Genomic DNA, 22,637 nt, shown 5'->3' on the forward strand with positions numbered 1-22,637 from the left:
CTTCGTGTTCAGTGTCACTTATCATCTGAGTGAAGCGGAGCCGGGCGCGGACGTCAACCCGCTAAAATGCACAGTCATGCTGAACGAAACGCCCCCGATCGGTGAGCGGCTCCGCCACGAACGGCTGCGCAAGGGGATCAGCGCTCGTGCGCTGGCCCGCGAGATCGGGGTGTCGGCGAGCCTGATCTCGCAGATCGAGACCGAGAAGAGCCAACCGTCGGTGAGCACGCTTTACGCGATCACGACGGCGCTCGGGATCTCGGTCGAGGACATCTTCGGCCCGGTGGGCGGCGACGGGGCGGCCGCGGCGCCGGACGTGCCGGCGTCCGTGCCCGAGACGATCAGTGGCCTGCAGGTGCTGGGCGCGGCCCGCCGCCGCATCGGGCCGGTCGTGCGGGCGGCCGAGCGGGAGGTGCTGACGCTGGACTCCGGCGTCACCTGGGAACTGCTCGGCCAGGTCCCCGAGGTGCACACCGACTTCCTGCGCATCACCTACCAGCCGGGCGGCTCGTCGTCGTCGGGCGCCGGGCTGCTCATGCGGCACTCCGGCACCGAGTACGGCCACGTGCTCAGCGGCGAGCTGGTGCTGACGCTCGGGTTCGAGGAGCACCACCTGCGCGCCGGCGACTCCGTCTCGTTCGACTCCACGACGCCGCACTCGTACCGCAACGACGGCGCCGAGCCGGCGGTCGGCATCTGGTTCGTGCTCGAACAGTGACACTGGACGCCGTCCACCCTGTGATCGGCGTCGCTGCCGGTCCGTGACCGCGTCGGTAAGGTGCGAGCGTGGGCAAGGTGCATGAATCGATCACTGGCCGGCTGCGCGCGTTCATCGAGGCGCAGCACATGTTCTTCGTCGCGACGGCGCCGGCCGGGCCGGACGGCCACGTCAACGTGTCGCCGAAGGGCATCGGCGGCTCGTTCGTCGTGCTCGACGAGCACACCGTCGCCTACCTCGACTACACCGCCAGCGGCGCCGAGACCATCGCGCACCTGCGCGAGAACGGCCGCATCACGCTGATGTTCTGCGCGTTCACCGGCCCGCCGAACGTCGTCCGGCTGCACGGCACCGGCCGCTTCGTCACCCTCTACTCGGAGGAGTTCGCGGAGTTGGCCGAGCTGTTCCCCGAGCGCCGCGGCGCCCGCGCCGTCATCGTCGTCGACGTGCACCGGGTGTCCGACTCCTGCGGCTACGGCGTGCCGTTCATGGACTACGCCGGCGAGCGCGACCTGCTGCCGCCGCACATGGAGCGCAAGGGCGCGGACGGCCGGGCCGACTACCGGCGCCGCAAGAACGCCACCAGCCTCGACGGCCTCCCCGCGTTCGACTACGACCCTGCCTAGCGACGCGGCGATGAACGGCGGGCGGCTCGGGGTGGGCGGGGCGCTCGCCGGGCTGGCCGGCTCGTACCTGGGCCTGGTGGTGACAGTCCTCGCCATGACCATGAACCCGCTCCTGCCGATCGCCGTCGCCGCTGCCACGCCGGTGTGGCTGGTGGGGGTGCTGGTCCTCGGGCTGCCGGCCGCTGGCTGGATCGAGCGGCGGCTGCCGCCCGATGCGTCCTTCGCCCGCCGCTACAGCGCCTACGTGCTCGCCGGGCTGGCGTCGGCCGGGCTGCTGGTGCTGCTGGTCCTGCTGGTGTTCGGGCCGGGGGCCATCGGGCGCTGGGTGGCCGCGGTCTTCGTCGTCTGCACCGTCGGCAGCGCCCTCGGCGGGCGGGCCGGCGTCGACGGCTGGCGGCGGTACGAGCGGGTCCGTGCCGCCCGGACCGGGTGACCGCGGGCTACTCGCGGCCGGCGAACGACGCGGGGATGTCCCTCGACGTGTGGAGAACGCGCCAGACGTCGCCATACTCGTCGCGCTCGACGTAGAACACGAGGTACGGGAAGCCGCCGACCGGAACCGTCCGGAGACCGCGGAGGTCCAGTTCGTGGCCGTAGCGCGCGGATCCCACTCCGGGGCGGCGTCCTACGAGGTCGTGTGCGCGCTCGAGCGCGTCGACGAAGTCGGCGGCCGCCTGCTGGGCGTGCTCCTTCAGGAAGTACGAGATCGCGTCGTCGACGTCCTGCACAGCCTGTTCGCGCAGGGAGACGGGCTTGGCGCTCACTCCTCGACCGGCGACCCGATGCGGGAGCGGAGCGCGTCGAAGTACGCGGCGTCGGCGACGCCGGCCGGCGCCGAAGCGGCGCCGTCGAGCACGAGCGCTCGTAGCCGCTGCTGGTCCTGGTCGCGACGGATCAGGTCGCGCACGTACTCGCTGCTGGTGCCGTAGCCGCGCTCCGTGACCTGCTGTTCGACGAACGCCTTGAGCGTTTCGGGAAGCGAGATGTTCATGGTGCTCACGGCGGCAGGATAGCCCGCCGATGGCAAGAATTGCCATGCTGGCTCGCCGACCCAGAGTCAGGGCCATGCGTCGACGTCGCCGAAGTGGACGTGGATGCGGGCGGCGGGGAGCGGCGGAGCGCGCTCGCCGAGGACGGAGCGGACGGTCTCGTACGCCGCCCGCCGGACGGACTCGGCGAGCGGGTGGACGGGTTCCGGGTAGCGCACGGCGACGGTGACCATCAGCGACGCGAGGACGTCGTCGTCGAGGTCGAGCCGGACGTGGGTGGCCTGCACGCCGTCGATGCCGTCGACGGCGTGCTGGAGATGGCTGGTGACCACCTGGTCGCTGACGTGGAAGACGCCGGCGCCGTCGTGGGCGCGCACCGGCCGGGAGCGGCGGGTGGCGGTGAGGACGGACTGCAGGATCCGCCGCGACGCCGTCGTCCAGCCGTGGTCGGTGTAGCCGCGCAGCGCGGAGGCGGCACGGTCGACCACGGCGGTGCCGAGGTCGTGGTCGTCGCCGGAGCCGGGCGTCAGCGCCATGCGGCCAGCCTTTCCGCGAGCCGTCGCCGGGCCCGGTGCAGCAGCCCGCGGACGACGTCGCGGGAGGTGTGCATGATCTCGGCGATCTCGTCGTAGCTGAGCTCGTCGACCTCGCGCAGCAGCCAGGCCACCCGCTGCGGCTCGGGCAGGCCGGCCAGCGCGTCGTCGAGCGCGGCCACCAGCTCGTTCTCGATGATGCCGTGGGCGGGGTCGTCGCCTGTGGCGGTCTGCGCCAGGTGCTGGTCGGCCTCCAGCGGCACGGGCCGGCGCTTGCGTCGTACGTTGTGCGCCTTGTTGAGGGTGAGCCGCAGCAGCCAGCTGCGCAGCGCCGCCGCGCCGCGGAAGTCGGCCAGGTGCCGCCACGCCGCCAGCAGCGCGTCCTGCACCGCCTCCTCGGCGTCGCCGTCGTCGAGGAGCACGCGGCGGGCGAGCCGGTACATGACCGGGCCGTGCCGCCGCGCGATGACGCCGAAGGCGACCCGGTCGCCGAGTCCCGCGCGGCGGGCCAGGACCAGGTCGTCCAACTGCTCCGGCAGCCCGGACCCCTCGCTCACACCGGGACCCATGACCGGAATGTCCGAAAACATGCGTGACGACCGTTCGGTAGCGCGTGTCTAACGACTGTCAGCCGCGCGAGCGGCCAGTGATCAGGGGGAGGCCAGCGATGACCACGGACGGACCGAACACGCCGGCGACGGGGAGCGGGGGCGGGGCGGCGACGAGCGGGGGATCGGCCGCGACCGGCGCGGCCACGGCGGCGACGGCGGCGATGCGCGAACAGCGGCAGGACCCGGGGCAGGGTCCACTGGTGACGGAGATGGGCCGGACCACCATCGCCGACAACGTCGTGTCGAAGATCGCCGGGATCTCCGCGCGCGAGGTCGCGGGCGTGCACGACCTCGGTGGCGGGGCCGCCCGGATGGTCGGGGCCATCCGGGAACGGATCCCGGGCTCGCGCACGAACCTCCAGCAGGGCGTCTCGGTCGAGGTGGGCGAGCGGCAGGCGGCCGTCGACATCGACATCGTGGCCGAGTACGGGGTGTCCGTCGTGGACCTCTCGACCGGCATCCGGCGCAACGTGATCGCCGCGGTGGAGCGGATGACCGGGCTCGAGGTCACCGAGGTGAACGTCACCGTCAACGACGTCTACCTCGAGGGCGAGGACGACGGGGAACAGCGCGAGAGCCGGGTCGAATGATCTCGATGGAGCGGCTGACGGCGGACGCCGACCCGGCCGAGATCGTCGCGGCGGCGGTGGGCGCGGTGCCGGGCGTGGCGGGGCTCTACGGCGGGCTGTTCGGCGAGGTCGCGACGCACCTCGCTGGGCGGCGGGTGCCCGGCGTCCGCATCGACGACGGCGGCAACGCCGAGGTGCACGTGGTCGTCCACTGGGGTCAGCCGGTGCCGGCGACGGCGTACGCCGTCCGGCGGGCGGTGGCGCGGCTGGTGCCCGGCGAGGTGCACGTGGTGGTCGACGACGTCGCCGGGCCGGCGGAGCCCGGGCCGGCCGGTCGCGGGGGTGGCGCATGAACACGGTGACCGTCGGCCTGTTCACCGGCCTGCTGCTCGGGGTGGCCGCGGCGGCGGGCGGCTTCTGGGGGTTCGTCGTCGCGGTGCTGCTCGGGCTGCTGGGCGCGGCCGTGGCCGGCCAGGTCTCCGGCGAGTTGGACGTCACCGCGGTCCTGCGCGGCCGGGACCGGGAGTGACGTGACCACGGGGGTGCAGGCGGCGGAGGCCGACGCCCGCGGCCGGCTCGTCATCCACGAGCGCGTGGTCCGCAAGATCGCCGAGCAGGCCGCCGCGGCCGTCGCCGGGCGCACGGAGCAGGCCACGGTGTGGGAGCGCCTCGGCCGCCGGCGGCTGCCACACGCCTCGGCCCGGGTGCTGGGCCGGCATGTCCGCGTCGAGGTCGAGGTCAGCGCGCCGGGGGGTCGCGCGCTGCCCGACCTCGCCGCCACCGTCCGCGACGCCATCGCCCGCGAGGTCGGCGAGCTCACCGGGCTCACCGTCGACCGCGTGGACGTGCGGGTGGCGGCGGTCGCGCCGTACCGGCCGCCGCCGGAGGCCGAGCCGCTGCCGGCGGCGGGCCGGCCGGCCGCGCCCGGGATCGCTCGCAAGGCCGGGCTGCTGGTGGCGCTGCTCCTCGTCGCGCTGGGCGTCGCCGGCCTCTACGACGCGCTGGTGCAGGGCGACGTCGTCGACGGGCGGAAGCTGGTCGAGCCGTTGCTGGAGTGGCTGGACGGGCTGGAGCCGCAGGACTGGATGGTGCCCGCCGGCATCGCCGTCGCGCTGGCCGGCCTGGCGCTCGTCCTGGCCGCACTCTGGCCGCGGCCGCGCCGGTCGCTGCCCGTCGCGGCGCGGACCGGCGTGTTCGCCACGCGCGGCGCGGTCGAGGAGCTGACGGTCGACAGCGCGGCCGGTCATGGCGGGGTCCTCGACGCGAGCGCGCGGGCGCGCCGGCGGGGCGTCCGCGTCCGGGTGCTCACGGACGGCGAGCCCGAGACGCCCGCCGAGGTGCGGCAGGGCGTGACCGAGCGGCTGGCCCGGCTGGCCCGGACTCCGAAGGTGCGCGTGGGCGCCCGGCGGAAGGAGCGGCGGTGAACCGGGTGACGGCGGGGGCCGAGCGGCTCGCCGTCCTGGTCGTGGGGCTGGCGTTGCTGGCGCTCGGTGCGGCGGCGGCCGCCTGGGAGCTGGACTGGATCCCGGACGCCGTCGACCGGCTCGACGTCTCGGCGCTGCTCGGCCGCACCGACGAGAGCTGGTGGCCGTGGGCGGTCGGGCTGCTGGGACTGCTCCTCCTGGTGGCTGGCCTGCTGTGGCTGCGGGCGCACGCGCACCGCCGCAGCCTCGGCCGGCTGAAGCTGCCCGGGACCGGCCGCCGCGGAGCGCTCGAGGCCGACTCGGGCGCGCTGATCGACGCGGCGTCGGTACCGCTGGACGAGACGCCGGGCGTGACCGCCCGTGGCGGCCGGATCTGGCGCGACCAGCGCGAGGTGGTCGTGGAGCTGCGGGCCGCCCTCGACCCCGGCGCCGACCTGGACGAGGTCGCCCAGGCCGCCGACCGGGCCGCCTCCGTCCTCGGCGCCGGCCTCGGGCCGCGGGCGCCGGCGCGCTGCCGGGTGCTCCTGGTCCGCGGCCGGCGGCGGGCCAGGCGGACCAGGGTGCGGTGAGCTCCGGGGCGGCCGGGGCGACGCAGGACCGGCGGGAGGCGCGGTGCGGGGGACCGCGCCTCCCGCCCAGCATCTGAACGCCGATTCCGGATGGTGAGACATCCGGGGATCTGCCTTGACGTGCACCCTGCGGGTGAGGGACGGTGCATTCGTGCGTTTCGGCATTCTCGTACTTCATTAGCGCGTCAGGCGATCCAGCCGACGCGCTACCCCTCGTCAGCCCTCACCGGGCGGAGGGGTTTTTTGTTGCACGGGACACGTCGATTCGGACACACGACCACATAGCAGAAGGGTCCGGCCATGCCGCAGGGACAGCCCACCAGGGACAACGGGACGACGATGACGGGCGCCGCCAGCCTCATCCGCTCGCTCGAGGCGGTCGGCGTCGACACCGTATTCGGCATTCCCGGTGGCGCCATTCTCCCTGCGTATGACCCGATGTTCGACTCCCAGCAGATCCGCCACATCCTGGTCCGGCACGAGCAGGGCGCCGGCCACGCGGCCGAGGGGTACGCGCTGGCCACGGGCAAGCCGGGCGTCTGCATGGCCACGTCGGGGCCGGGCGCGACGAACCTGGTCACGCCCATCGCCGACGCGCACATGGACTCCGTCCCGATGGTCGCGGTCACCGGCCAGGTCGCGTCGGCGGCCATCGGCACCGACGCGTTCCAGGAAGCCGACATCCGTGGCATCTCGATGCCCATCACCAAGCACAATTACCTGGTCACCGACCCCGCGGAGATCCCGCGCACCATCGCCGAGGCGTTCCACATCGCCACCACGGGGCGGCCCGGGCCGGTCCTCGTCGACGTCGCCAAGGACGCCATGCAGGCCATGACGACGTTCCGCTGGCCGGTCGAGCTCGACCTCCCCGGCTACCGCCCCGTCACCCGTCCGCACGCCAAGCAGGTGCGCGAGGCGGCCCGGCTGATGGCGTCGGCGAAGCGCCCGGTCCTGTACGTCGGCGGCGGCGTGCTGCGCGCCCGCGCGTGGGTGGAGCTGCGCCGGTTGGCCGAGCTGACCGGGTTCCCCGTCGTCACCACGCTGACCGCGCGCGGCGCGTTCCCCGACAGCCACCAGCAGCACCTTGGCATGCCGGGCATGCACGGCGGCGTCGCGGCGGTCACGGCGCTGCAGAAGGCCGACCTGCTGATCGCGCTGGGCGCCCGGTTCGACGACCGCGTCACGGGGAAGCTGTCGTCGTTCGCGCCGAACGCCGCCGTCATCCACGCCGACATCGACCCCGCCGAGATCTCCAAGAACCGCGTCGCCGACGTCCCGATCGTGGGCGACTGCAAGGAGGTCATCACCGAGCTGATCCCGGCCGTCGAGGCCGAGTACGCCGCCGGCACCCGCGCCGACCTCACCGGCTGGTGGCGCCAGCTGGACCAGTGGCGCGAGAACTTCCCGCTCGGCTACACGCCGGCCGAGAACGGCGAGCTCATGCCGCAGTACGTCATCGAACGCCTGGGCAAGCTGGTCGGCAGCGACGCCATCTACGTCGCCGGCGTCGGCCAGCACCAGATGTGGGCGTCGCAGTTCATCTCCTACGAGAACCCGAACACGTGGCTGAACTCCGGCGGCGCCGGCACCATGGGCTACGCCGTCCCGGCGGCCATGGGCGCGAAGGCCGGCCGGCCCGACGCCACCGTCTGGGCCATCGACGGCGACGGCTGCTTCCAGATGACGAACCAGGAGCTGGCCACCTGCGCCATCGAGGGCATCCCGATCAAGGTGGCGGTCATCAACAACGAGAGCCTCGGCATGGTCCGGCAGTGGCAGACGCTGTTCTACGAGGGCCGCTACTCCAACACCGACCTCGGCAGCCGCCGCATCCCCGACTTCGCCAAGCTGGCCGAGGCCTACGGCTGCGTCGGGCTGCGCTGCGACACCGCCGAGGACGTCGACGCCACCATCGAGAAGGCCATGGCCGTCGACGACCGGCCGGTCGTGGTCGACTTCGGCGTCCACCGCGACGCCATGGTGTGGCCCATGGTCGCCGCCGGCACCAGCAACGACGAGATCCAGATCGCCCGGGGGATGGCCCCCGAATGGGACAGGAGCGACGACTGATGAGCAAGCACACGCTGTCGGTGCTGGTCGAGAACAAGCCGGGTGTGCTGGCGCGCATCGCCGCGCTGTTCTCGCGCCGCGGCTTCAACATCGACTCGCTCGCGGTCGGGCCGACGGAGCATCCGTCCGTCTCCCGCATGACGGTCGTCGTCCACGTCGAGGACTCCCCGCTCGAGCAGGTCACCAAGCAGCTCAACAAGCTGGTCAACGTCCTGAAGATCGTCGAGCTCGACCCCGGTCAGTCGGTCCAGCGCGAACTGGTGCTGGTGAAGGTGCGCACGGACAACGAGACCCGGCCGCACGTGCTGCAGACGGTCGAGCTGTTCCGGGCGAAGGTCGTCGACGTGGCCGCCGACGCGGTGACCATCGAGGCGACCGGCTCGTCGGACAAGCTGAGCGCGCTGCTCAAGGTGCTGGAACCGTACGGTATCCGTGAGCTCGTGCAGTCCGGTGTGGTGGCGGTGGGGCGCGGATCGCGCTCCATCACCGACCGCGCGCTGCGCCCCGTCGACCGCGTTGCATAGAACCCCAGAGATAGAAGGAGAAGCCCTCGTGGCAGAGATGTACTACGACGACGACGCCGACCTCTCGGTGATCCAGGGGCGGGTCGTCGCCGTCATCGGCTATGGAAGCCAGGGCCACGCGCACGCGCTGAGCCTGCGCGACTCCGGCGTGGACGTCCGCGTCGGCCTGCAGGAGGGCTCGAAGAGCCGGGCCAAGGCCGAGGCCGAGGGCCTGCGCGTCGTGACGCCCGCCGAGGCCGCCGCCGAGGCCGACCTCATCATGATCCTGGCGCCCGACCACGTGCAGCGCCACATCTACGCCAACGACGTCGAGCCCAACCTGCAGGAGGGCGACGCGCTCTTCTTCGGCCACGGCTTCAACATCCGGTTCGGCTACATCAAGCCGCCGGCCAACGTCGACGTCGCCATGGTCGCGCCGAAGGGCCCGGGCCACTTGGTGCGGCGCGAGTTCGCCGACGGCCGCGGCGTGCCGGTGCTGGTCGCTGTCGAGCAGGACGCGTCCGGCTCGGCCTGGGCGCTTGCGCTCGCGTACGCCAAGGGCATCGGCGGCCTGCGGGCCGGCGGCATCAGGACGACGTTCGCCGAAGAGACCGAGACCGACCTGTTCGGCGAGCAGACGGTGCTCTGCGGCGGTGTGTCGCACCTGGTGCAGGCCGGGTTCGAGGTCATGACCGAGGCCGGCTACCAGCCCGAGGTCGCGTACTTCGAGGTGCTGCACGAGCTCAAGCTGATCGTCGACCTCATGTACGAGGGCGGCATCGCCAAGCAGCGCTGGAGCGTGTCCGACACCGCCGAGTACGGCGACTACACCACGGGCCCGAAGGTCATCGACGCGTCGGTGAAGCAGCGCATGCAGCAGGCGCTGACGGCCATCCAGGACGGCTCGTGGGCGGCCGGCTTCATCGCCGACCAGGACGCCGGCGCGCCGGAGTTCAAGCGGCTCCGCGCCGAGGGCGAGGCGCACCCGATCGAGGCCACCGGCCGCGAACTGCGCAAGCTGATGTCCTGGGTCAAGTCCAGCGACGACGACTACACCGAGGGCACGGCCGCGCGCTGACGCGGCCCGTTCGACCCGCCGGCGGGGAGCACCTGCGTGAGGGCTCCCCGCCGGGCCGGCCCCGCCCTGCGTGGCGGGTGTTTGGTGGCAGGCGTGCCGCGCGGTGGGCGTGCTGGGTGGCGGGCGTGCCGGAGGTGCTGCGCGGCGGGCGCCCTGCCCAGGAGAGTGGGCCGCCCACCCAGGAGGGTGGGACCCCTCCCGGCCGGGTGGGCCTCACACTACGGGCAAGCACCGACAGTCGACGGCGCGCTCACACACCGGCACACTGGCACCTACACACCGGCTCACCTACACCGGCTCACCTACACCGGCTCACCTACACCGGCTCACCTACACCGGCTCACCTACACACAGGCACACAGGCGCACCGGCACTCTGAGGGAACCGACGGCATCTCGGCGAGGAGACGGACATGATCTCGACCGCACACCTGCTGGCGTTCGTCGTCAGCTCGTTCATCCTCATCGCCATTCCTGGGCCGAGCGTGCTGTTCACCGTCGGCCGGGCGCTGGTGCTGGGCCGTCGCGGCGGCCTCGCGTCGGCGGCCGGCAACTCCGTCGGCGCGTTCCTGCAGGCGCTGGCCGTGGCGTTCGGCCTCGGCGCGATCGTCGAGCGGTCCATCGTCGTCTTCACCGTCATCAAGTTCGTCGGCGCCGCGTACCTCGTGTACCTCGGCGTGCAGGCCATCCGGCACCGTCGTTCCTTCGCCGACACCGCGGCCGGGGCGGTCCGGCTCACCAGCGCGCGCCGTGCCGCGCGCGAGGCGTTCGTCGTCGGGCTGACGAACCCCAAGGTCATCGTGTTCTTCGCGGCCGTCCTCCCGCAGTTCGTCGACCCCGCCGGCGCGGCCGCGAGCGTGCAGATGCTGCTGTTCGGCGCGGTGTTCACGGTCATGGCGTTCCTCATGGACAGCTGCTGGGCCATCGGCGCCGGCTCGGCGCGCGACTGGTTCGCGCGGTCGCCGGGCCGGCTGGGCCACTTCAGCGCCGTCGGCGGCGTCGCGATGATCGGGCTGGGCGCACGGGTCGCCGTCACCGGCCGGCACGACTAGCGCCTGGCGCGACCCGCTCGACCCGCGTCCACCCCTTCCAGCCGCGCTCCTCCAGCAACGTGAGCAGTCGCCGGGCGTTCGGCGAGGTCTCGAGGAACGCCGTGTCCATCAGCTCGACGAAGCGGTCGTCGATGCCGTCGTCGTCGCCCGCCTCGCCGGCCTCCTCGGCACGGATCATCAGGCGCTCCAGGACGTCGATGACCTCGACGGCCCGGGGATCGTCGTCCGGCCAGTCGAGCGCCCCGCTGATGAGGCCGTAGAGCTTCACCATGTCGGGGTCGTCGAGGTCCTCGTGTTTCTTCGCGATGATGGCGTCGATCAGGTCCGGCATCTGGGCGGCGACCAGGATCCAGGCGTCGCGCTCCAGCTCGATGTACTGCTCGTCGACGCCGAGATCGCGCACGCGGTCGAGGTAGCCGACGACGCTCTGCGGGAGCGCCAGGTGGTCCCCGGCGGCGAGCCGGGCGAGCCGCTTGCGGGTGCCCTGCAGCCGCCGGATCTCCGCGCGCAGTTCCTTGTCGATCTCCTCGACGCCGTCGGCGAACTCGTCCGGGCCGGCGTCGAGGAGCTGCTGCACCCGGGCCAGCGGCACGCCGGCCGCGGCCAGGGTGTGGATGCGGATCAGCCGGACGACCGCCGCGGCGTCGTAGACCCGGTAGCCGGAGCGGTCGCGCCCGGGCTCGGGCAGCAGCCCGATGCGGTGGTAGTGACGTGACAGGCTGGTTCTCGGCGAACCACTCGACCGGGGTGGGCATCGTGTCGGTGGGCACGAATGCCGAGCTGAGGAACGGCAGGAAGATCAGCGGGTACGAGAACGCGCTCGCCCCCTCGATCGACGACGCCGTCAGGCCGGGGATGACGGCGATCCACGTCAGCGCCAGCGTGAACAGCAGCAGGATGCCGGCGACGCCGAGCCAGGCCGCCACCCCGGCGCTGGACCGGAAGCCCATGAGCAGCGCGACGCCCACGACGATGACCAGCGAGATGAGGTTCGCGACCAGCGAGGTCAGCACGTGTGCCCACAGCACGCCGGAGCGGGCGATCGGCATCGACTGGAAGCGCTCGAAGATGCCGCCCTTCATATCCGTGAACAGCCGGAAAGCCGTGTAGGAGATGCCGGAGGCGACGGTGATGAGCAGGATGCCGGGCAGCAGGTACGTCACGTAGGAGTCGGTGCCGGTCTCGATCGCGCCGCCGAACACGTAGACGAACAGCAGCATCATCGCGATCGGCATGATCGCGGTGGTGATGATGGTGTCGAGGCTGCGGGTGACGTGGCGCAGGGTCCGTCCGGTGAGGACGGCGGTGTCGGCGAAGAAGTACGTGCTCATGCTGGCTCCTCGTGCTTCGTGCCGATGATCGCGAGGAAGATCTCCTCCAGCGTTGGCTGCTTCTCGACGTACTCGGCCTTGGCGGGCGGCAGCAGCTTCTTGAGCTCGTCGAGCGTGCCGTCGGCGATGATGCGGCCCTGGTGGAGGATCGCGATGCGGTCGGCGAGGCGTTCGGCCTCGTCCAGGTACTGCGTGGTCAGCAGCACCGTCGTGCCGCGCCCGGCCAGCTCCTCGACCGTCTGCCACACCTCGAGTCGTGCCTCGGGGTCCAGCCCGGTGGTGGGCTCGTCCAGGAAGATCACCGGTGGGTTCCCGATGAGGCTCATCGCGATGTCCAGCCGGCGGCGCATGCCACCGGAGTAGGTGGCGGCCTTCCGCCCGCCCGCCTCGGTCAGCGAGAAGCGCTCGAGCAGGCCGTCGGCGATGCCGCCGGGGTCGTCGAGGTGCCGCAGCCGGGCGACGAGCACGAGGTTCTCGCGGCCGGTGAGGATCTCGTCGACGGCGGCGAACTGCCCGGTGAGGCTGAACGACTCGCGCACCTTGGCCGGTTCGGCGGCGACGTCGGCGCCGTTGACGGACGCCGTCCCCGCGTCGGCCTTCAGGAGCGTCGCGAGGATCCGCACGACCGTCGTCTTGCCCGCTCCGTTGGAGCCGAGCAGGGCGACGATGCTGCCCCGCGCGACGTCGAAGTCGACGCCGCGCAGCACGTCGAGCTCTCCGTACGACTTGCGCAGACCGCGCACGTGAATGATGGTCTCGGTCTCCATGGGCGCCAGGATGGAGGGTTGACCCTGCGTCAAGGTCAAGCCGGCGGGCCCGCCGGCGTCCGGGTACGGTCGGAGGATGCTGGTCCGCCGGCCCCACGCCGCGCTCGCGCCGTTCGTCGAGCACCTCTGGTACCTCGACGAGCCGCTGCCGCCCGGCCGCGACCGCACCCTGCCCACCGGCGCCGCGCAACTCGTCGTCAACCTCGCCGCCGACCGCCTGAACTGGTACGAGGGCCCCGGCCTCGCCGTCCGTCGCGGCGTCGGCGGCGCCGGCCTGTGCGCCCCGCTGGCCCGGCCCGTCGGCGTCGACACCGCCGACCAGGCCAGCACCGCGGGCGTCGTGTTCCGTCCCGGCGGCGTCGTGGCCTTCGGCGACGTTCCGGCGGCGGCGCTGACCGACCCCGTCACGCCGCTGGCCGACCTGTGGGGTGCTGACGGCGCCAGCGTGCGCGAGCGGGTGCTCGCCGCCCGCACCCCGGAGCGGCGGCTGGACGTGCTGGAGCGGGTGCTGCTGGCGCGGCTGCGGTCGGCCGGCGGCTCCGGCCCCGACGGCGCCCTCGCCTACGCCGTCGCGGCGCTCGACCGCGGCGCTCCCGTGCACGCCGTCGCCGCCCGGGTCGACGCGTCCGCGTCCACCCTGCAACGCCGCTTCCGCGCCGCCGTCGGGCTGTCGCCGAAGCAGTTCGGCCGGGTCAGGCGGCTGCAGCGGGTGCTGCGGGCCGCCACCGCCCCCGGCGTCGACTGGGCGGAGGTCGCGGCCCGGCACGGCTACTTCGACCAGGCGCACCTCATCAACGACTTCCGCGCCCTCACCGGCCTCACCCCCGCCCGCTACGTCCCGCGTTCCGCCGCCGAGCACAACCACGTCCCGCTGAGTTGATCTTGAACGCGTGGGGTGGTAGCTTGGTCGTATGTTCGAGAATACGCTACTAGCTGCTGCGTCGCCGGGTGATTCTCCGGCGAGGGGACCGCTGGTGGTGTGGTGTCCGGACTCGCTCGACTGGGTGCGGGTGGAGCCGGACGTGCTGCTCGGCGACGCCATCGAGCCGGGGTTCCTGGAGCGGTCGGCTCGTGTGCTGCCCGTCGATGCGGAGCGCACGCCGACGGGTCCTGAGCTGGCCGCAGTTCTCGCGGCTTTCGACGCCGGTTCGGCCGATGCCGGCAATCTCGTCGAGGCGGCCGCCGGGTGGGCGCGGCTGGCGGCTTGGGCGGCCGCCGAGGAGGCCCGCGTGCTCAGCGAGCTGGCCTCGCGTCCCGAGCTGCAGTCCGCAGGTCCCGCTTGCCGATCGGTCAATCCCGTCACCATCACGGCTGTCGAGGTGGCAGCGCGGTGCCAGCGCACGGTCAAGCAGGCCGAGAACCTCGTCGGCCACGCCGTCCAGTTGGTCGAGGACTTCCCCGACACCCACGCAGCGCTCTCCGCGGGGTCGATCGACCTGCGTCGGGCGCGCGTGATCACCGACGAACTGGGCGGTCAGGATCCCGCCGTGCGGACGCGGGTCGAGGCCGACGTTCTCCCCGAGGCGCGGGTCATCGACACGGTGGCGCTGCGCAAGCTGATCAAGCGGCGTCTCCACCAGCTGGCGCCGGTCGAGACCGCGGAGCGTCAGCGCATCGCTCGCGACTGCCGCTATGTCGCGGTCACCCCGGCGTCGGACGGGATGGCGTTCCTCGAGGCGCTGCTGCCGGCAGAGGACGCGATAGCGCTGAACACGGTGGTGAAGGCGGACGCTGCCGACGCCAAGCGTGCCGACGCCGCGGCGGGCCTGCCGGCCCGCTCGATCGATCAGCGGCGCGCGGATGCGCTGGCGGAGCTCGCCTGGGCCGCCCTGGCCGACGACGATCCCGCCAACGCGCGGGCTCATCCGGCGGCTGTGAGGTCGGCCGCGCACTGCGCTGGTGCGACGGGCGCGGCGGCTGGTCAGGTCCCCGCTCTGTCGCCCGGGCACACGACTGCTACTGCTCGCCCGGTTCCGGCCGTCCCGTCCGGCGCTGCATGCGGGCCCGGCGGCCCGGCCTCCGTCGTGGCGCGCGGGCACACCTCCGGCGGCCCCGGGCCGAGACGGCGGCGGTCCGTCACCGTGCACGTCACCGTTCCGTTCCCGACCGCGGTCGGGCTCAGTGACGAGCCGGCTGAGCTGGAGGGTTACGGGCCCATCCCTGCCCACGTCGCCCGCACCCTCGCCGCCGCGGGCGTGTGGACCTGGCTGCGTGCCGACCCCAAGACCGGGCAGCTTCTCGACCTCGGCCGCAGGAGGTACCGCCCGACCGCGGCGCTGGCGGCGTTCGTCACCGCCCGCGATCGGACGTGCCGCATGCCCGGCTGCCATCAGCCGGCCCGCGCCGCCGACATCGACCACATCATCCCGTTCGCCGCCGGCGGCCCCACCAGCCCCGCGAACCTGCATTCGCTGTGCGAGGCCCATCACCTGATCAAACATCGCGGCCGCTGGGGCGCCGAACGACAACCCAGCGGTACGACTCGGTGGACCAGTCCCACCGGGCATCGATATCTGAAGCGCCCGGACTGACCGATTTCTCCAAGCGCGCCGCCGCGGCACGCGCCACGATGGGGTCATGAGCGACTTCACCGTGACACCGAAGCTCGTCGTCGACGGGGCGGACGCCGCGATCGACTTCTACCGCCGCGCGCTCGGCGCCGAGCCCGGCGTGCGCTACGCCGGGCCCGGCGGCCGAGTGGTGTACGCCGAGTTCCGGCTGGGCGGCGGCACGCTGTCGATCAAGGACGCCGACGAGCACGACCCCGCCGCCGGCGCACTCTTCACGCTGGAGGTGGCCGACCCCGACGCCGTGGGGGCCGCCCTGGAGCAGGCCGGCGCGACCGTCGTCTTCCCGATCGGCGACCAGCCGTACGGCATGCGCCAGGGCCGGCTGCGCGACCCGTTCGGCATCCAGTGGATCGTCTCGCGGCAGACCGAGGACCTCGACGCGGACGAGGTGCAGCGGCGGCTCGACGGCGATCCGGACTGAGCCGGGTTCAGCCGCCCTTGGTGTACGCCGCCTGCCAGCGGTTCTCGCGACGGTCCAGCGAGAACGTCACGCGTTCTCCGAGGCCGACGAATTCCGCGGTGGTGGCGTTGGCGTCGTGGTGGCGCTGGTCGTAGGCGGACCGGACGTAGCTCGGGTACTCCGCCGGGATACGGCGGTCGAAGTCGGGCAGCTTCTCGATGACATCGGCCCAGATGTCCGGGCCGGTGTACGCGGCGAGCAGGCCGAGGATCGCCTCGGCCCGCTCGTGCGCGACGAGGTCCTCGATGACCGGCCTCAGCTGCGCCGTCAGCCGGGCGGCGTGCTCGCGGTCGGACAGCGCCTGGCCGCCGGCGGCGGGCCGCCAGGAGTCGAGCCGCTGCGAGCTGTAGAGACGCTCGCCCTCGACCACGCCGCCGCGCGGGCCGCGGACCATCAGCACGCCGTCACCGGCGTAGACGAGTGCGACGTGGGGATAGCCGTCCCGCAACTGCCGCACCAGCTCCTCGGTCACGACAGGGACGTCCATGTCCGGATCCTAGGCCAGATCGAGCGAGGCGCGGACCGCCCGTCTGTCGTGGACCGGTGCGAGCGCGCCGGTCACCAGCTCCGCCAGCAGGTCGATCCCGTCCGCCGACAGGATCGACTCCAGGTGGAACTGCACCGACGCGAACCCGGCGCCCCGCAGCGCGAACACCTCGCCGGTCTCCGGGTGCGCGGCGACCTCGACGCCGGGCGGCTCGGCGCCGTCGACCAGCCGGGCCGCGTAGGTGTTGTAGAAGCCGACCCGGGTCTCGCGGCCGAACAGCGGCACCAGCCGCTGCGTGCCCTGGTACGGCTGCGGCAGCGGCCCCAGCGGCAGGCCGAACAGCCCGGCCAGCACCTGGTGGCTCAGGCAGACGGCGAGCAGCGGGCGGTCCGCGTCCAGCCGGGCCCGGACGACGTCGTGCAGCCGGGCGATGCGCGGGTCGTCGACGTCGCGCGGGTCGCCCGGGCCGGGACCGGCCAGCAGCAGGTCATACGCGGCGCCGTCGGCCGGGTCGACGCCGGACCAGCGGCGCACCTCCGCCCGCATGCCCAGCCGGCGCAGCAGGTGCGCCAGCATCGCCGTCCACCGGTCCTCGGCGTCGACGATCAGCACCGACCGCCCGGCCAGCGCCGGCCGCTCGCCCTGGCCCTGCGGCCGCAGCCAGAACGGCGCCAGGGTGCGGTTGCGCGCGGTCAGCGCGGCGGCGACCTCCGGGTCGGCGGCGAACGACGACGGCGACGGTGACGGCGCGGCCGGGGGCGCCGGAAGGGGCAGCACGCCCAGCGCCGTCAGCACGCCGGCCGCCTTCGCGTGCGTCTCGGCCACCTCGTGACCGGCGACGGAGTGCCGCACCAGCGTCGCGCCGACCGGCACCCGCACGGAACCGTCCGGCGCCAGCTGAGCGGTCCGGATCAGGATCGGCGCATCGACGGACAACCCGTCGTCGCCGCTCTCGATCAGCGCCGCCACGCCCGCGTAGTACCCCCGCCCACCCACCTCATAGCGGGTGATGACCCGGGCCGCGTTCTCCAGCGGCGACCCCGTGACCGTCGGCGCGAACATCGTCTCGCGCAGCACGTCGCGCACGTCCAGCCGCGTCGTGCCCTCGAGCAGGTACTCGGTGTGCACGAGGTGGCTCATCTCCTTGAGGAACGGCCCGAGCACCCGTCCGCCGTCCTGGCAGACGGCGCTCATCATCTTCAGTTCCTCGTCGACGACCATGAACAGTTCCTCGGTCTCCTTCGGGTCGGCGAGGAACCGCAGCAGGTCGCCGGTGGTCGCGCCGCCGGCCGGGACCCGGTAGGTGCCGCTGATCGGGTTCATCACGACGGTGCCGGAGTCGACGCTGACGTGGCGCTCCGGCGTCGCGCCGACCATCGTCACGTCGCCGGCGTGCACGGCGAACGTCCAGTAGGCGCCCGGTTCACCGGTGAGCAGCCGGCCGAACAGCCGCAGCGCCGCGTGCGGTACGGACCCGGTCAGCCGGGCCAGGTAGTCGCGCCGGATGACGAAGTTCGCCCCGGCGCCGCGGCCGATCTCGTCGCGGATGACCCGGCCGACGATGTCGGCGTACTCGTCGTCGGCGACGTCGAAGCCGCCGGGTGTCACGTCGACGTCGCCGGCCAGCGCCGCGACCACGTCGGCCCGGTCCAGCGAGACCCGCGACCGCACCCGCAGGCAGCGCAGCGGCGCGCCGTCGTCGTGGCACTCGAACCCGCGCTCGGTCAGCTGGCGGTACGGGATCAGCGCCAGCGTTGCCGCGTGGCCGCCGGCCCCGGGCAGCGGGATGTCCGCCAGCCGGTCGACGTCGACGACATCACCGAGCAGTAGCTCGACGCCGGGCCGGCCGGCCCGGGCGAGCAGCGCGAACGGCGGGGGAGCGGGGTCGTCGAGGAGGTCCTGCAGCATGGGTGTTCCTTCCGGTCGAGCCTCGACCGGGGCGGAACGGGCCGCAAACGACGGCGACCGCCTCGGTGGAGGCGGTCGCTTGCGTGGGGTACGCGAAGGGGGAGGGCCGCCTAGGAGGCGGGCCACCACTGGCCGAGCACGGTCGCGTACATGCGCCAGACCCTAGCATCACGGCGGCGGGGGCGGCGGCTGTTCGGGCACCGGCCGGGCGCCGTTGGTGTCGGCGGTGGCCGGCGGGACGGCGGGGGTGCCCGGCGCCGCCTGGCCGCTCGCGTTCTCCAGGAAGCGCAGCAGCTCGACCGGGAACGGCAGGACGACCGTGGAGTTCTTCTCCGCGGCGACCTCGACGATGGTCTGCAGCAGCCGCAGCTGCAGCGCGGCCGGGGTCTCGGCCATCGTGGACGCGGCCGAGGCGAGCTTGTGCGACGCCTGGAGCTCGCCGTCGGCGGTGATGATCCGCGACCGCCGCTCCCGCTCCGCCTCGGCCTGTCGTGACATCGAGCGCTTCATCGTCTCCGGCAGCGCGACGTCCTTGATCTCGACCCGGTCGATCTCGATGCCCCAGCCGACGGCCGGGCTGTCGATCATCAGCGCGAGGCCCTGGTTCAGCGACTCGCGGTTGGACAGCAGGTCGTCGAGCTCGCTCTTGCCGATGATCGAGCGCAGCGACGTCTGTGCCACCTGCGACACGGCGAACTCGTAGTCCTGCACCTCGACGACGGCCTCGACCGGGTCGTGCACCCGGAAGTAGACGACGGCGTCGACGCGCACCGTGACGTTGTCGCGGGTGATGCCGTCCTGCGCGGGGATCGGCAGCGTGATGATCTGCACGTTGACCTTGCGCATCTGGTCGACGAACGGGGCGATCCACGCGAACCCGGGCTCGCGCGGCGGCCCGTGCACCTTGCCGAACCGGAACACGACGCCACGCTCGAACTGACGGACGATGCGGGCGCTCGCGGCGTACCCGATGAGGGCGATGATCACCATGATGGTGAGGAGAGCGAATAGCGCACCCATGCTGACCTCCTCGTCAGCGGCCCTTCACTCTCGAGCGTACGCCCGCCGGTCAGCGCTGAGCGAACCCGGGGAACCTCGGGTTCACGCTTGCTGGCGGGCGCGAACGGTGACACGGTCCGGGCTGGTCGCCATGGTCGCCGACGGTGCGGTGCGGGGCCAGGTCCAGGCGTACCGCACGATGAGGGCGAGAAGGATCAATTCCAGTGCGATGCCAAGGCCGTAGAAGTACAGCCAGGACTCGCCCACCGCGTTGAATGCCGTGACGGGGACGTAGAGCGAGGCCACGACGAGGTTCGTGATGCGGTTCGCCCGGGCGGGCAGCGTCATCGACAGCACGACCATGAGGATCGGGATGGCCATGAGGGTCAGCGCCGTGGTCGAAAAGGTCTGGGAGAGGTCGAACTCGAAGACCTTGCCGTCGAGGATGTCTTCGATGACGCCGGGCGTGAAGAAGTTGAGAATGTCCACGTAGGCGTACAGGAACATGAAGCTCGTCCACGTTGCGGCGAGCTTGGCTCTCACCGGGATCGGCTGGTCTTCCAGTGTGGCGGTGGTGGGCTGACGTGTTCTCATCATGGGCTCCGTTGTCGTGGTGAGGATCGGTAGGTCCACGATCGCTGCGCCCGGCGGCGGGCGCCTCGGCCCGGAGGCTGGGGTTCGCCTGGCCGATGGCATGGTCTGTCTCTCGTTCTTTCGGCGGGTACGCCGAGGCGCGCCGATCCCTAGTCTGGAGTCGTGGTCACCGTCCGGCGCTCCATCTGGCAGGAGCCGCGGCCTGCTGACGCTCCACCCGTCGGTCGGCTCGACCGGCTGCTGGTGGGCGTGTTCGCGGCCGCCGCCTTGGTCGAGGGCATCGCTCGGCCGGGCTTGGCCTGGCGACCCCTTGTGACGGTGCTCGCCGTGGCGCTGATGCCGGCCCTGCTCTGGCGGCGGGTTCGCCCCCTGATGGCCGCCCTGGTCGGGTGGGGCGTCGCCGGGCTGCTTTCGGTCCTCCAGCTGACTGCGCACGCCGGGGATCTCGGCCTCTACTCCATGATGGCCGTCCTGGTCCTGCTCTACTCCCTGGTGCGGTGGGGCTCGGGACGGGAGATGGTCTTGGGGACGGCGTTCGTGGCGGTCGTCGTCGCGCTGGGGATGTTCGTCTCCTCCGCGGGCTGGGCCGACGTCTTCGGCGGGAGCGTCCTCTTGCTGTTGTTCGTCGCCCTCGCGGCGGTGTTCCGCTACCGCGCGGACCTCTGGCATCGCCAACAGCGCGAGATCCGCAATCAGGAGCGGGTGGGGCTGGCTCGCGAGCTGCACGACACCGTGGCCCACCACGTCTCGGCCATCGCGGTGCAGGCGCAGGCCGGTCGCGTGGTTGCCGGCATCGAGCCTGAGAAGGCTGCCGAGGTCCTGGCCGCGATCGAGTCTGAAGCGTCGCGAACCCTGGCGGAGATGAGATCCATGGTGCGGATGCTGCGTGAGGAGGAAGCCGTCGCCTACTCACCGCAGCTGGGTGTCGCGGACCTGCCTGCGCTGGCGCGCGCCGACGCGACGCCCACCGTCGAGGTCTCGCTGGACGGTTCGCTGACCCGGCTGGCGCGACCCGTGGATGCCGCGCTCTATCGGCTCGCGCAGGAGTCGCTGACCAACGCCGTACGGCACGCCCGGAGCGCGACTCGCGTCGGGATCGACGTACGCCGGGAGGGCGACGCCGTCAGGCTGCGTGTCAGCGACGATGGACAGACCGAGCCGGGGCCGGCCCCGGAGCCTGGGTTCGGCCTCCTGGGCATGGCCGAACGCGCCCAGCTCCTCGGCGGATCGCTCTCCGCGGGGCCGAGGCCCGAGGGTGGCTGGGTGGTCGAGGCCGTGCTGCCGGTGGAGGCGCTGGCATGAGCATCCGTGTTGTCGTAGCCGACGACCAGGACTTGGTCCGGACCGGGCTGGTGATGATCCTCGGCGCGCAACCCGACCTCGAGGTCGTGGGGGAGGCAGCAGGCGGGCTCGCAGCGCTCGACCTGGCGACCCGGCTGCGTCCCGATGTCCTCCTCGTCGACATCCGGATGCCCGGGCTCGACGGCGTCGAGGTGACGCGACGCCTGGCCGGTCCAGACGTGACGGACCCGACGGCGGTCGTCGTGATCACCACCTTCGACCTCGATGAGTACGTCCTCGGCGCCCTACGCGCCGGCGCCCGCGGCTTCCTGCTCAAAGACGCCGGGCCGGAGCTCCTCGTGCAGGCCATCCACGCGGCGGCCAACGGGGACGCGCTGATCGCCCCCAACGTCACCCGCCGGCTGCTGGCGACCTTCGCCGACCAGGCGCCGGTGGTACCGGTCCAGCCCATCGACCCGCTCACCGAGCGCGAGGAGGAGGTGCTCGCGCTGGTGGCACGGGGCCGGACCAACGCCGAGATCGCCACCGAGCTCTTCGTCGGCCTCAGCACGGTCAAGACCCACGTCGCATCGTTGATGACCAAGCTCGGCGCCCGCAACCGCGTCGAGATCGCCATGTGGGCACACGACACCAGACGCGTGAGAGCCGATTAGCGGGTCCAGATCGCAGCGTCGGATCTTCGCCGAGGAGTCGATGGATCACAGCGCAGGGGCGCATCGACACAGCCGGGCAGTGATGGTGGATCTGGACTGGGCCCGGAAGCGATCTGGTCCGTCAGCGCTGAGCGAACCAGACGAAAATCGGTTGTGAGTGAGTCCTCACTCACTTAGCATCGTCCCGTGGCCACCGAGACGCGCCGGGCTCGCGCAACGCCCATGTCGCCCGATCAGCGACGTGAGGCGATCATCGAGGCCACCCTGCCGCTGGTCTACGAGCACGGCTTCGCCGTCAGCACGCGGCAGATCGCCGAGGCGGCCGGCATCGCCGAGGGCACCATCTTCCGGGTCTTCGACGACAAGGACACCCTGCTCAAACAGGTCCTCGAGGCGGCCCTCGACCCCAGCGACACCGAGCGGCGGCTGCGGGCCATCGGCACCGACCTGCCGCTGGAGCACCGGCTGCTGCTCGCGGCCGACATCCTGCACGAGCGGCTGACCAGCGTCTTCCAGCTCATGGCCGCCGTCGGCTTCAGCCGGCCGCCGGGCGACGACGGCCGGACGCAGCCACCGCGGCACGCCGGCATGATGGCCGTCATCGCCGCGCTGGTCGAGCCCGACCGGCACCGGCTGCGGGTCTCGCCGGTCGAGGTGGCCAGGCGGTTGCGCATCCTCGCCTTCGCCGGCTTCCACCCGCTCATCAACGACCACGAGCCGATGTCCCCGGCCGAGGTCGTCGACCTGCTGCTGCACGGCGTCTGCCTCGACGCGGGCGACCCGTCGCCCTGACCCTCCGACCCGGGCACACGACGCACACGT

The 22,637-nt window shown here is 72.6% G+C and carries 28 protein-coding genes and 1 pseudogene; 18 read left to right on the forward strand and 11 right to left on the reverse strand.

Features of this window, described 5'->3' with window-relative positions; all coding sequences use genetic code 11:
- The first annotated feature begins 76 nt into the window (after window positions 1-76).
- From BLU82_RS04990 to BLU82_RS05000, 3 genes are all read left to right on the forward strand, one after another.
- On the forward strand, window positions 77-718 hold the full coding sequence (locus tag BLU82_RS04990) for a cupin domain-containing protein (RefSeq protein ID WP_092616423.1): 642 nt from the start codon (window positions 77-79) through the stop codon (window positions 716-718).
- Window positions 719-786: 68 nt separating this feature from the next.
- The gene (locus BLU82_RS04995; protein WP_092616426.1) at window positions 787-1,344 is read left to right on the forward strand and encodes a pyridoxamine 5'-phosphate oxidase family protein; all 558 of its coding nucleotides are present in this window, start codon (window positions 787-789) and stop codon (window positions 1,342-1,344) included.
- A gap of 10 nt (window positions 1,345-1,354) precedes the next feature.
- Window positions 1,355-1,777 carry a hypothetical protein gene (locus tag BLU82_RS05000; protein WP_092616429.1) on the forward strand — a complete coding sequence of 141 codons (423 nt, stop codon included), beginning with the start codon at window positions 1,355-1,357 and terminating at the stop codon, window positions 1,775-1,777.
- Between the two features lie 7 nt (window positions 1,778-1,784).
- Here the strand turns inward: BLU82_RS05000 and BLU82_RS05005 are convergent, their stop codons facing one another.
- Genes BLU82_RS05005 through BLU82_RS05020 form a run of 4 tightly spaced genes read right to left on the reverse strand, consistent with a single transcriptional unit; the run spans window position 1,785 to window position 3,435 of the window.
- Entirely contained in the window at window positions 1,785-2,108 is a 324-nt protein-coding gene (locus tag BLU82_RS05005) for a type II toxin-antitoxin system RelE/ParE family toxin (RefSeq protein WP_092616432.1), read from the reverse strand.
- Window positions 2,105-2,344, reverse strand: a complete 240-nt coding sequence (locus BLU82_RS05010) for a type II toxin-antitoxin system ParD family antitoxin (protein WP_092616435.1) — start codon at window positions 2,342-2,344, stop codon at window positions 2,105-2,107. The genes BLU82_RS05005 and BLU82_RS05010 overlap by 4 nt, the downstream gene beginning before the upstream one ends.
- 57 nt (window positions 2,345-2,401) lie before the next feature.
- The gene (locus BLU82_RS05015; RefSeq protein WP_092616438.1) at window positions 2,402-2,869 is read right to left on the reverse strand and encodes a hypothetical protein; all 468 of its coding nucleotides are present in this window, start codon (window positions 2,867-2,869) and stop codon (window positions 2,402-2,404) included.
- Entirely contained in the window at window positions 2,860-3,435 is a 576-nt protein-coding gene (locus BLU82_RS05020) for an RNA polymerase sigma factor (protein WP_157740587.1), read from the reverse strand. Before BLU82_RS05020 ends, BLU82_RS05015 begins: the two co-directional genes overlap by 10 nt.
- Window positions 3,436-3,638: 203 nt before the next feature.
- On the opposite strand from BLU82_RS05020, the gene BLU82_RS05025 reads away from it, so the two are divergent.
- The 9 genes from BLU82_RS05025 (at window position 3,639) to BLU82_RS05065 (ending at window position 10,744) form a co-directional block, all read left to right on the forward strand.
- Complete coding sequence (locus BLU82_RS05025; RefSeq protein WP_197683025.1) at window positions 3,639-4,067, forward strand: Asp23/Gls24 family envelope stress response protein; 429 nt, start codon at window positions 3,639-3,641, stop codon at window positions 4,065-4,067.
- Window positions 4,068-4,072: 5 nt separating this feature from the next.
- Window positions 4,073-4,399: an Asp23/Gls24 family envelope stress response protein gene (locus BLU82_RS05030; RefSeq protein WP_092625461.1), complete on the forward strand. Its 327-nt coding sequence runs from the start codon at window positions 4,073-4,075 to the stop codon at window positions 4,397-4,399.
- Complete coding sequence (locus BLU82_RS05035) at window positions 4,396-4,575, forward strand: hypothetical protein (protein WP_092616447.1); 180 nt, start codon at window positions 4,396-4,398, stop codon at window positions 4,573-4,575. The genes BLU82_RS05030 and BLU82_RS05035 overlap by 4 nt, the downstream gene beginning before the upstream one ends.
- 1 nt (window position 4,576) lies before the next feature.
- Window positions 4,577-5,470: a DUF6286 domain-containing protein gene (locus tag BLU82_RS05040; RefSeq protein WP_092616450.1), complete on the forward strand. Its 894-nt coding sequence runs from the start codon at window positions 4,577-4,579 to the stop codon at window positions 5,468-5,470.
- Entirely contained in the window at window positions 5,467-6,039 is a 573-nt protein-coding gene (locus BLU82_RS05045; protein ID WP_092616453.1) for a hypothetical protein, read from the forward strand. The genes BLU82_RS05040 and BLU82_RS05045 overlap by 4 nt, the downstream gene beginning before the upstream one ends.
- Before the next feature lie 300 nt (window positions 6,040-6,339).
- Window positions 6,340-8,112: an acetolactate synthase large subunit gene (locus tag BLU82_RS05050; RefSeq protein WP_092616456.1), complete on the forward strand. Its 1,773-nt coding sequence runs from the start codon at window positions 6,340-6,342 to the stop codon at window positions 8,110-8,112.
- The gene (gene ilvN, locus BLU82_RS05055) at window positions 8,112-8,636 is read left to right on the forward strand and encodes an acetolactate synthase small subunit (RefSeq protein ID WP_069114596.1); all 525 of its coding nucleotides are present in this window, start codon (window positions 8,112-8,114) and stop codon (window positions 8,634-8,636) included. Before BLU82_RS05050 ends, ilvN begins: the two co-directional genes overlap by 1 nt.
- 28 nt (window positions 8,637-8,664) lie before the next feature.
- Entirely contained in the window at window positions 8,665-9,693 is a 1,029-nt protein-coding gene (gene ilvC / locus BLU82_RS05060) for a ketol-acid reductoisomerase (RefSeq protein ID WP_092616459.1), read from the forward strand.
- A gap of 412 nt (window positions 9,694-10,105) precedes the next feature.
- Window positions 10,106-10,744 carry a LysE family translocator gene (locus tag BLU82_RS05065; protein ID WP_092616462.1) on the forward strand — a complete coding sequence of 213 codons (639 nt, stop codon included), beginning with the start codon at window positions 10,106-10,108 and terminating at the stop codon, window positions 10,742-10,744.
- Here BLU82_RS05065 and BLU82_RS35495 read toward each other — a convergent pair.
- The 3 genes and pseudogenes from BLU82_RS35495 to BLU82_RS05080 form a co-directional block, all read right to left on the reverse strand.
- Window positions 10,725-11,462: a MerR family transcriptional regulator gene (locus tag BLU82_RS35495; RefSeq protein ID WP_092616465.1), complete on the reverse strand. Its 738-nt coding sequence runs from the start codon at window positions 11,460-11,462 to the stop codon at window positions 10,725-10,727. The two genes, BLU82_RS05065 and BLU82_RS35495, sit on opposite strands and share 20 nt — an antisense overlap.
- Window positions 11,449-12,075: pseudogene (locus tag BLU82_RS35500) on the reverse strand (ABC transporter permease); the annotation flags it as partial. The gene BLU82_RS35495 and the pseudogene BLU82_RS35500, both read right to left, overlap by 14 nt.
- The gene (locus BLU82_RS05080; protein ID WP_092616468.1) at window positions 12,072-12,842 is read right to left on the reverse strand and encodes an ABC transporter ATP-binding protein; all 771 of its coding nucleotides are present in this window, start codon (window positions 12,840-12,842) and stop codon (window positions 12,072-12,074) included. The gene BLU82_RS05080 and the pseudogene BLU82_RS35500, both read right to left, overlap by 4 nt.
- A 76-nt stretch (window positions 12,843-12,918) precedes the next feature.
- Here BLU82_RS05080 and BLU82_RS05085 point away from each other — a divergent pair, with 76 nt between their 5' ends.
- The 3 genes from BLU82_RS05085 (at window position 12,919) to BLU82_RS05095 (ending at window position 15,833) form a co-directional block, all read left to right on the forward strand.
- Complete coding sequence (locus tag BLU82_RS05085) at window positions 12,919-13,722, forward strand: AraC family transcriptional regulator (RefSeq protein WP_092616471.1); 804 nt, start codon at window positions 12,919-12,921, stop codon at window positions 13,720-13,722.
- Between the two features lie 94 nt (window positions 13,723-13,816).
- Window positions 13,817-15,373: an HNH endonuclease signature motif containing protein gene (locus BLU82_RS05090; RefSeq protein ID WP_172885534.1), complete on the forward strand. Its 1,557-nt coding sequence runs from the start codon at window positions 13,817-13,819 to the stop codon at window positions 15,371-15,373.
- Window positions 15,374-15,419: 46 nt separating this feature from the next.
- On the forward strand, window positions 15,420-15,833 hold the full coding sequence (locus BLU82_RS05095; protein ID WP_092616477.1) for a glyoxalase/bleomycin resistance/extradiol dioxygenase family protein: 414 nt from the start codon (window positions 15,420-15,422) through the stop codon (window positions 15,831-15,833).
- A 7-nt stretch (window positions 15,834-15,840) separates the two neighbouring features.
- Here the strand turns inward: BLU82_RS05095 and BLU82_RS05100 are convergent, their stop codons facing one another.
- From BLU82_RS05100 to BLU82_RS05115, 4 genes are all read right to left on the reverse strand, one after another.
- A complete protein-coding gene (locus BLU82_RS05100; protein ID WP_092616480.1) occupies window positions 15,841-16,359 on the reverse strand; it encodes a hypothetical protein in 519 nt (172 codons plus the stop codon).
- Window positions 16,360-16,368: 9 nt separating this feature from the next.
- Entirely contained in the window at window positions 16,369-18,267 is a 1,899-nt protein-coding gene (locus BLU82_RS05105; RefSeq protein WP_092616484.1) for an anthranilate synthase family protein, read from the reverse strand.
- Window positions 18,268-18,435: 168 nt separating this feature from the next.
- Window positions 18,436-19,287 carry a slipin family protein gene (locus BLU82_RS05110; RefSeq protein ID WP_092616487.1) on the reverse strand — a complete coding sequence of 284 codons (852 nt, stop codon included), beginning with the start codon at window positions 19,285-19,287 and terminating at the stop codon, window positions 18,436-18,438.
- 81 nt (window positions 19,288-19,368) lie between these two features.
- A complete protein-coding gene (locus BLU82_RS05115; protein ID WP_092625463.1) occupies window positions 19,369-19,860 on the reverse strand; it encodes a DUF6326 family protein in 492 nt (163 codons plus the stop codon).
- Window positions 19,861-20,022: 162 nt separating this feature from the next.
- Between BLU82_RS05115 and BLU82_RS05120 the strand changes: the two genes are divergently transcribed.
- The 3 genes from BLU82_RS05120 (at window position 20,023) to BLU82_RS05130 (ending at window position 22,607) form a co-directional block, all read left to right on the forward strand.
- Window positions 20,023-21,162, forward strand: coding sequence for a sensor histidine kinase (locus BLU82_RS05120; protein ID WP_092616490.1), 1,140 nt, complete (start codon window positions 20,023-20,025; stop codon window positions 21,160-21,162).
- On the forward strand, window positions 21,159-21,815 hold the full coding sequence (locus BLU82_RS05125) for a response regulator transcription factor (RefSeq protein ID WP_092616493.1): 657 nt from the start codon (window positions 21,159-21,161) through the stop codon (window positions 21,813-21,815). Before BLU82_RS05120 ends, BLU82_RS05125 begins: the two co-directional genes overlap by 4 nt.
- A 186-nt stretch (window positions 21,816-22,001) precedes the next feature.
- Window positions 22,002-22,607, forward strand: coding sequence for a TetR/AcrR family transcriptional regulator (locus BLU82_RS05130; protein WP_157740589.1), 606 nt, complete (start codon window positions 22,002-22,004; stop codon window positions 22,605-22,607).
- Window positions 22,608-22,637 lie beyond the last annotated feature (30 nt).

Origin of the sequence: Jiangella sp. DSM 45060 (genome assembly GCF_900105175.1) — a bacterium.
Lineage (GTDB): Bacteria > Actinomycetota > Actinomycetes > Jiangellales > Jiangellaceae > Jiangella.

Excerpts from the sequence above, each read along its gene's own strand:
- BLU82_RS04990 (WP_092616423.1), top strand. The coding sequence starts at position 77 with ATGCTGAACGAAACGCCCCCGATCGGTGAGCGGCTCCGCCACGAACGG.
- BLU82_RS05000 (WP_092616429.1), top strand. The coding sequence starts at position 1,355 with ATGAACGGCGGGCGGCTCGGGGTGGGCGGGGCGCTCGCCGGGCTGGCC.
- BLU82_RS05015 (WP_092616438.1), bottom strand. The coding sequence starts at position 2,869 with ATGGCGCTGACGCCCGGCTCCGGCGACGACCACGACCTCGGCACCGCC.
- BLU82_RS05020 (WP_157740587.1), bottom strand. The coding sequence starts at position 3,435 with ATGGGTCCCGGTGTGAGCGAGGGGTCCGGGCTGCCGGAGCAGTTGGAC.
- BLU82_RS05025 (WP_197683025.1), top strand. The coding sequence starts at position 3,639 with ATGCGCGAACAGCGGCAGGACCCGGGGCAGGGTCCACTGGTGACGGAG.
- BLU82_RS05030 (WP_092625461.1), top strand. The coding sequence starts at position 4,073 with ATGGAGCGGCTGACGGCGGACGCCGACCCGGCCGAGATCGTCGCGGCG.
- BLU82_RS05035 (WP_092616447.1), top strand. The coding sequence starts at position 4,396 with ATGAACACGGTGACCGTCGGCCTGTTCACCGGCCTGCTGCTCGGGGTG.
- BLU82_RS05050 (WP_092616456.1), top strand. The coding sequence starts at position 6,340 with ATGCCGCAGGGACAGCCCACCAGGGACAACGGGACGACGATGACGGGC.
- ilvN (WP_069114596.1), top strand. The coding sequence starts at position 8,112 with ATGAGCAAGCACACGCTGTCGGTGCTGGTCGAGAACAAGCCGGGTGTG.
- BLU82_RS05065 (WP_092616462.1), top strand. The coding sequence starts at position 10,106 with ATGATCTCGACCGCACACCTGCTGGCGTTCGTCGTCAGCTCGTTCATC.
- BLU82_RS05080 (WP_092616468.1), bottom strand. The coding sequence starts at position 12,842 with ATGGAGACCGAGACCATCATTCACGTGCGCGGTCTGCGCAAGTCGTAC.
- BLU82_RS05085 (WP_092616471.1), top strand. The coding sequence starts at position 12,919 with ATGCTGGTCCGCCGGCCCCACGCCGCGCTCGCGCCGTTCGTCGAGCAC.
- BLU82_RS05095 (WP_092616477.1), top strand. The coding sequence starts at position 15,420 with ATGAGCGACTTCACCGTGACACCGAAGCTCGTCGTCGACGGGGCGGAC.
- BLU82_RS05100 (WP_092616480.1), bottom strand. The coding sequence starts at position 16,359 with ATGGACGTCCCTGTCGTGACCGAGGAGCTGGTGCGGCAGTTGCGGGAC.
- BLU82_RS05105 (WP_092616484.1), bottom strand. The coding sequence starts at position 18,267 with ATGCTGCAGGACCTCCTCGACGACCCCGCTCCCCCGCCGTTCGCGCTG.
- BLU82_RS05110 (WP_092616487.1), bottom strand. The coding sequence starts at position 19,287 with ATGGGTGCGCTATTCGCTCTCCTCACCATCATGGTGATCATCGCCCTC.
- BLU82_RS05115 (WP_092625463.1), bottom strand. The coding sequence starts at position 19,860 with ATGAGAACACGTCAGCCCACCACCGCCACACTGGAAGACCAGCCGATC.
- BLU82_RS05125 (WP_092616493.1), top strand. The coding sequence starts at position 21,159 with ATGAGCATCCGTGTTGTCGTAGCCGACGACCAGGACTTGGTCCGGACC.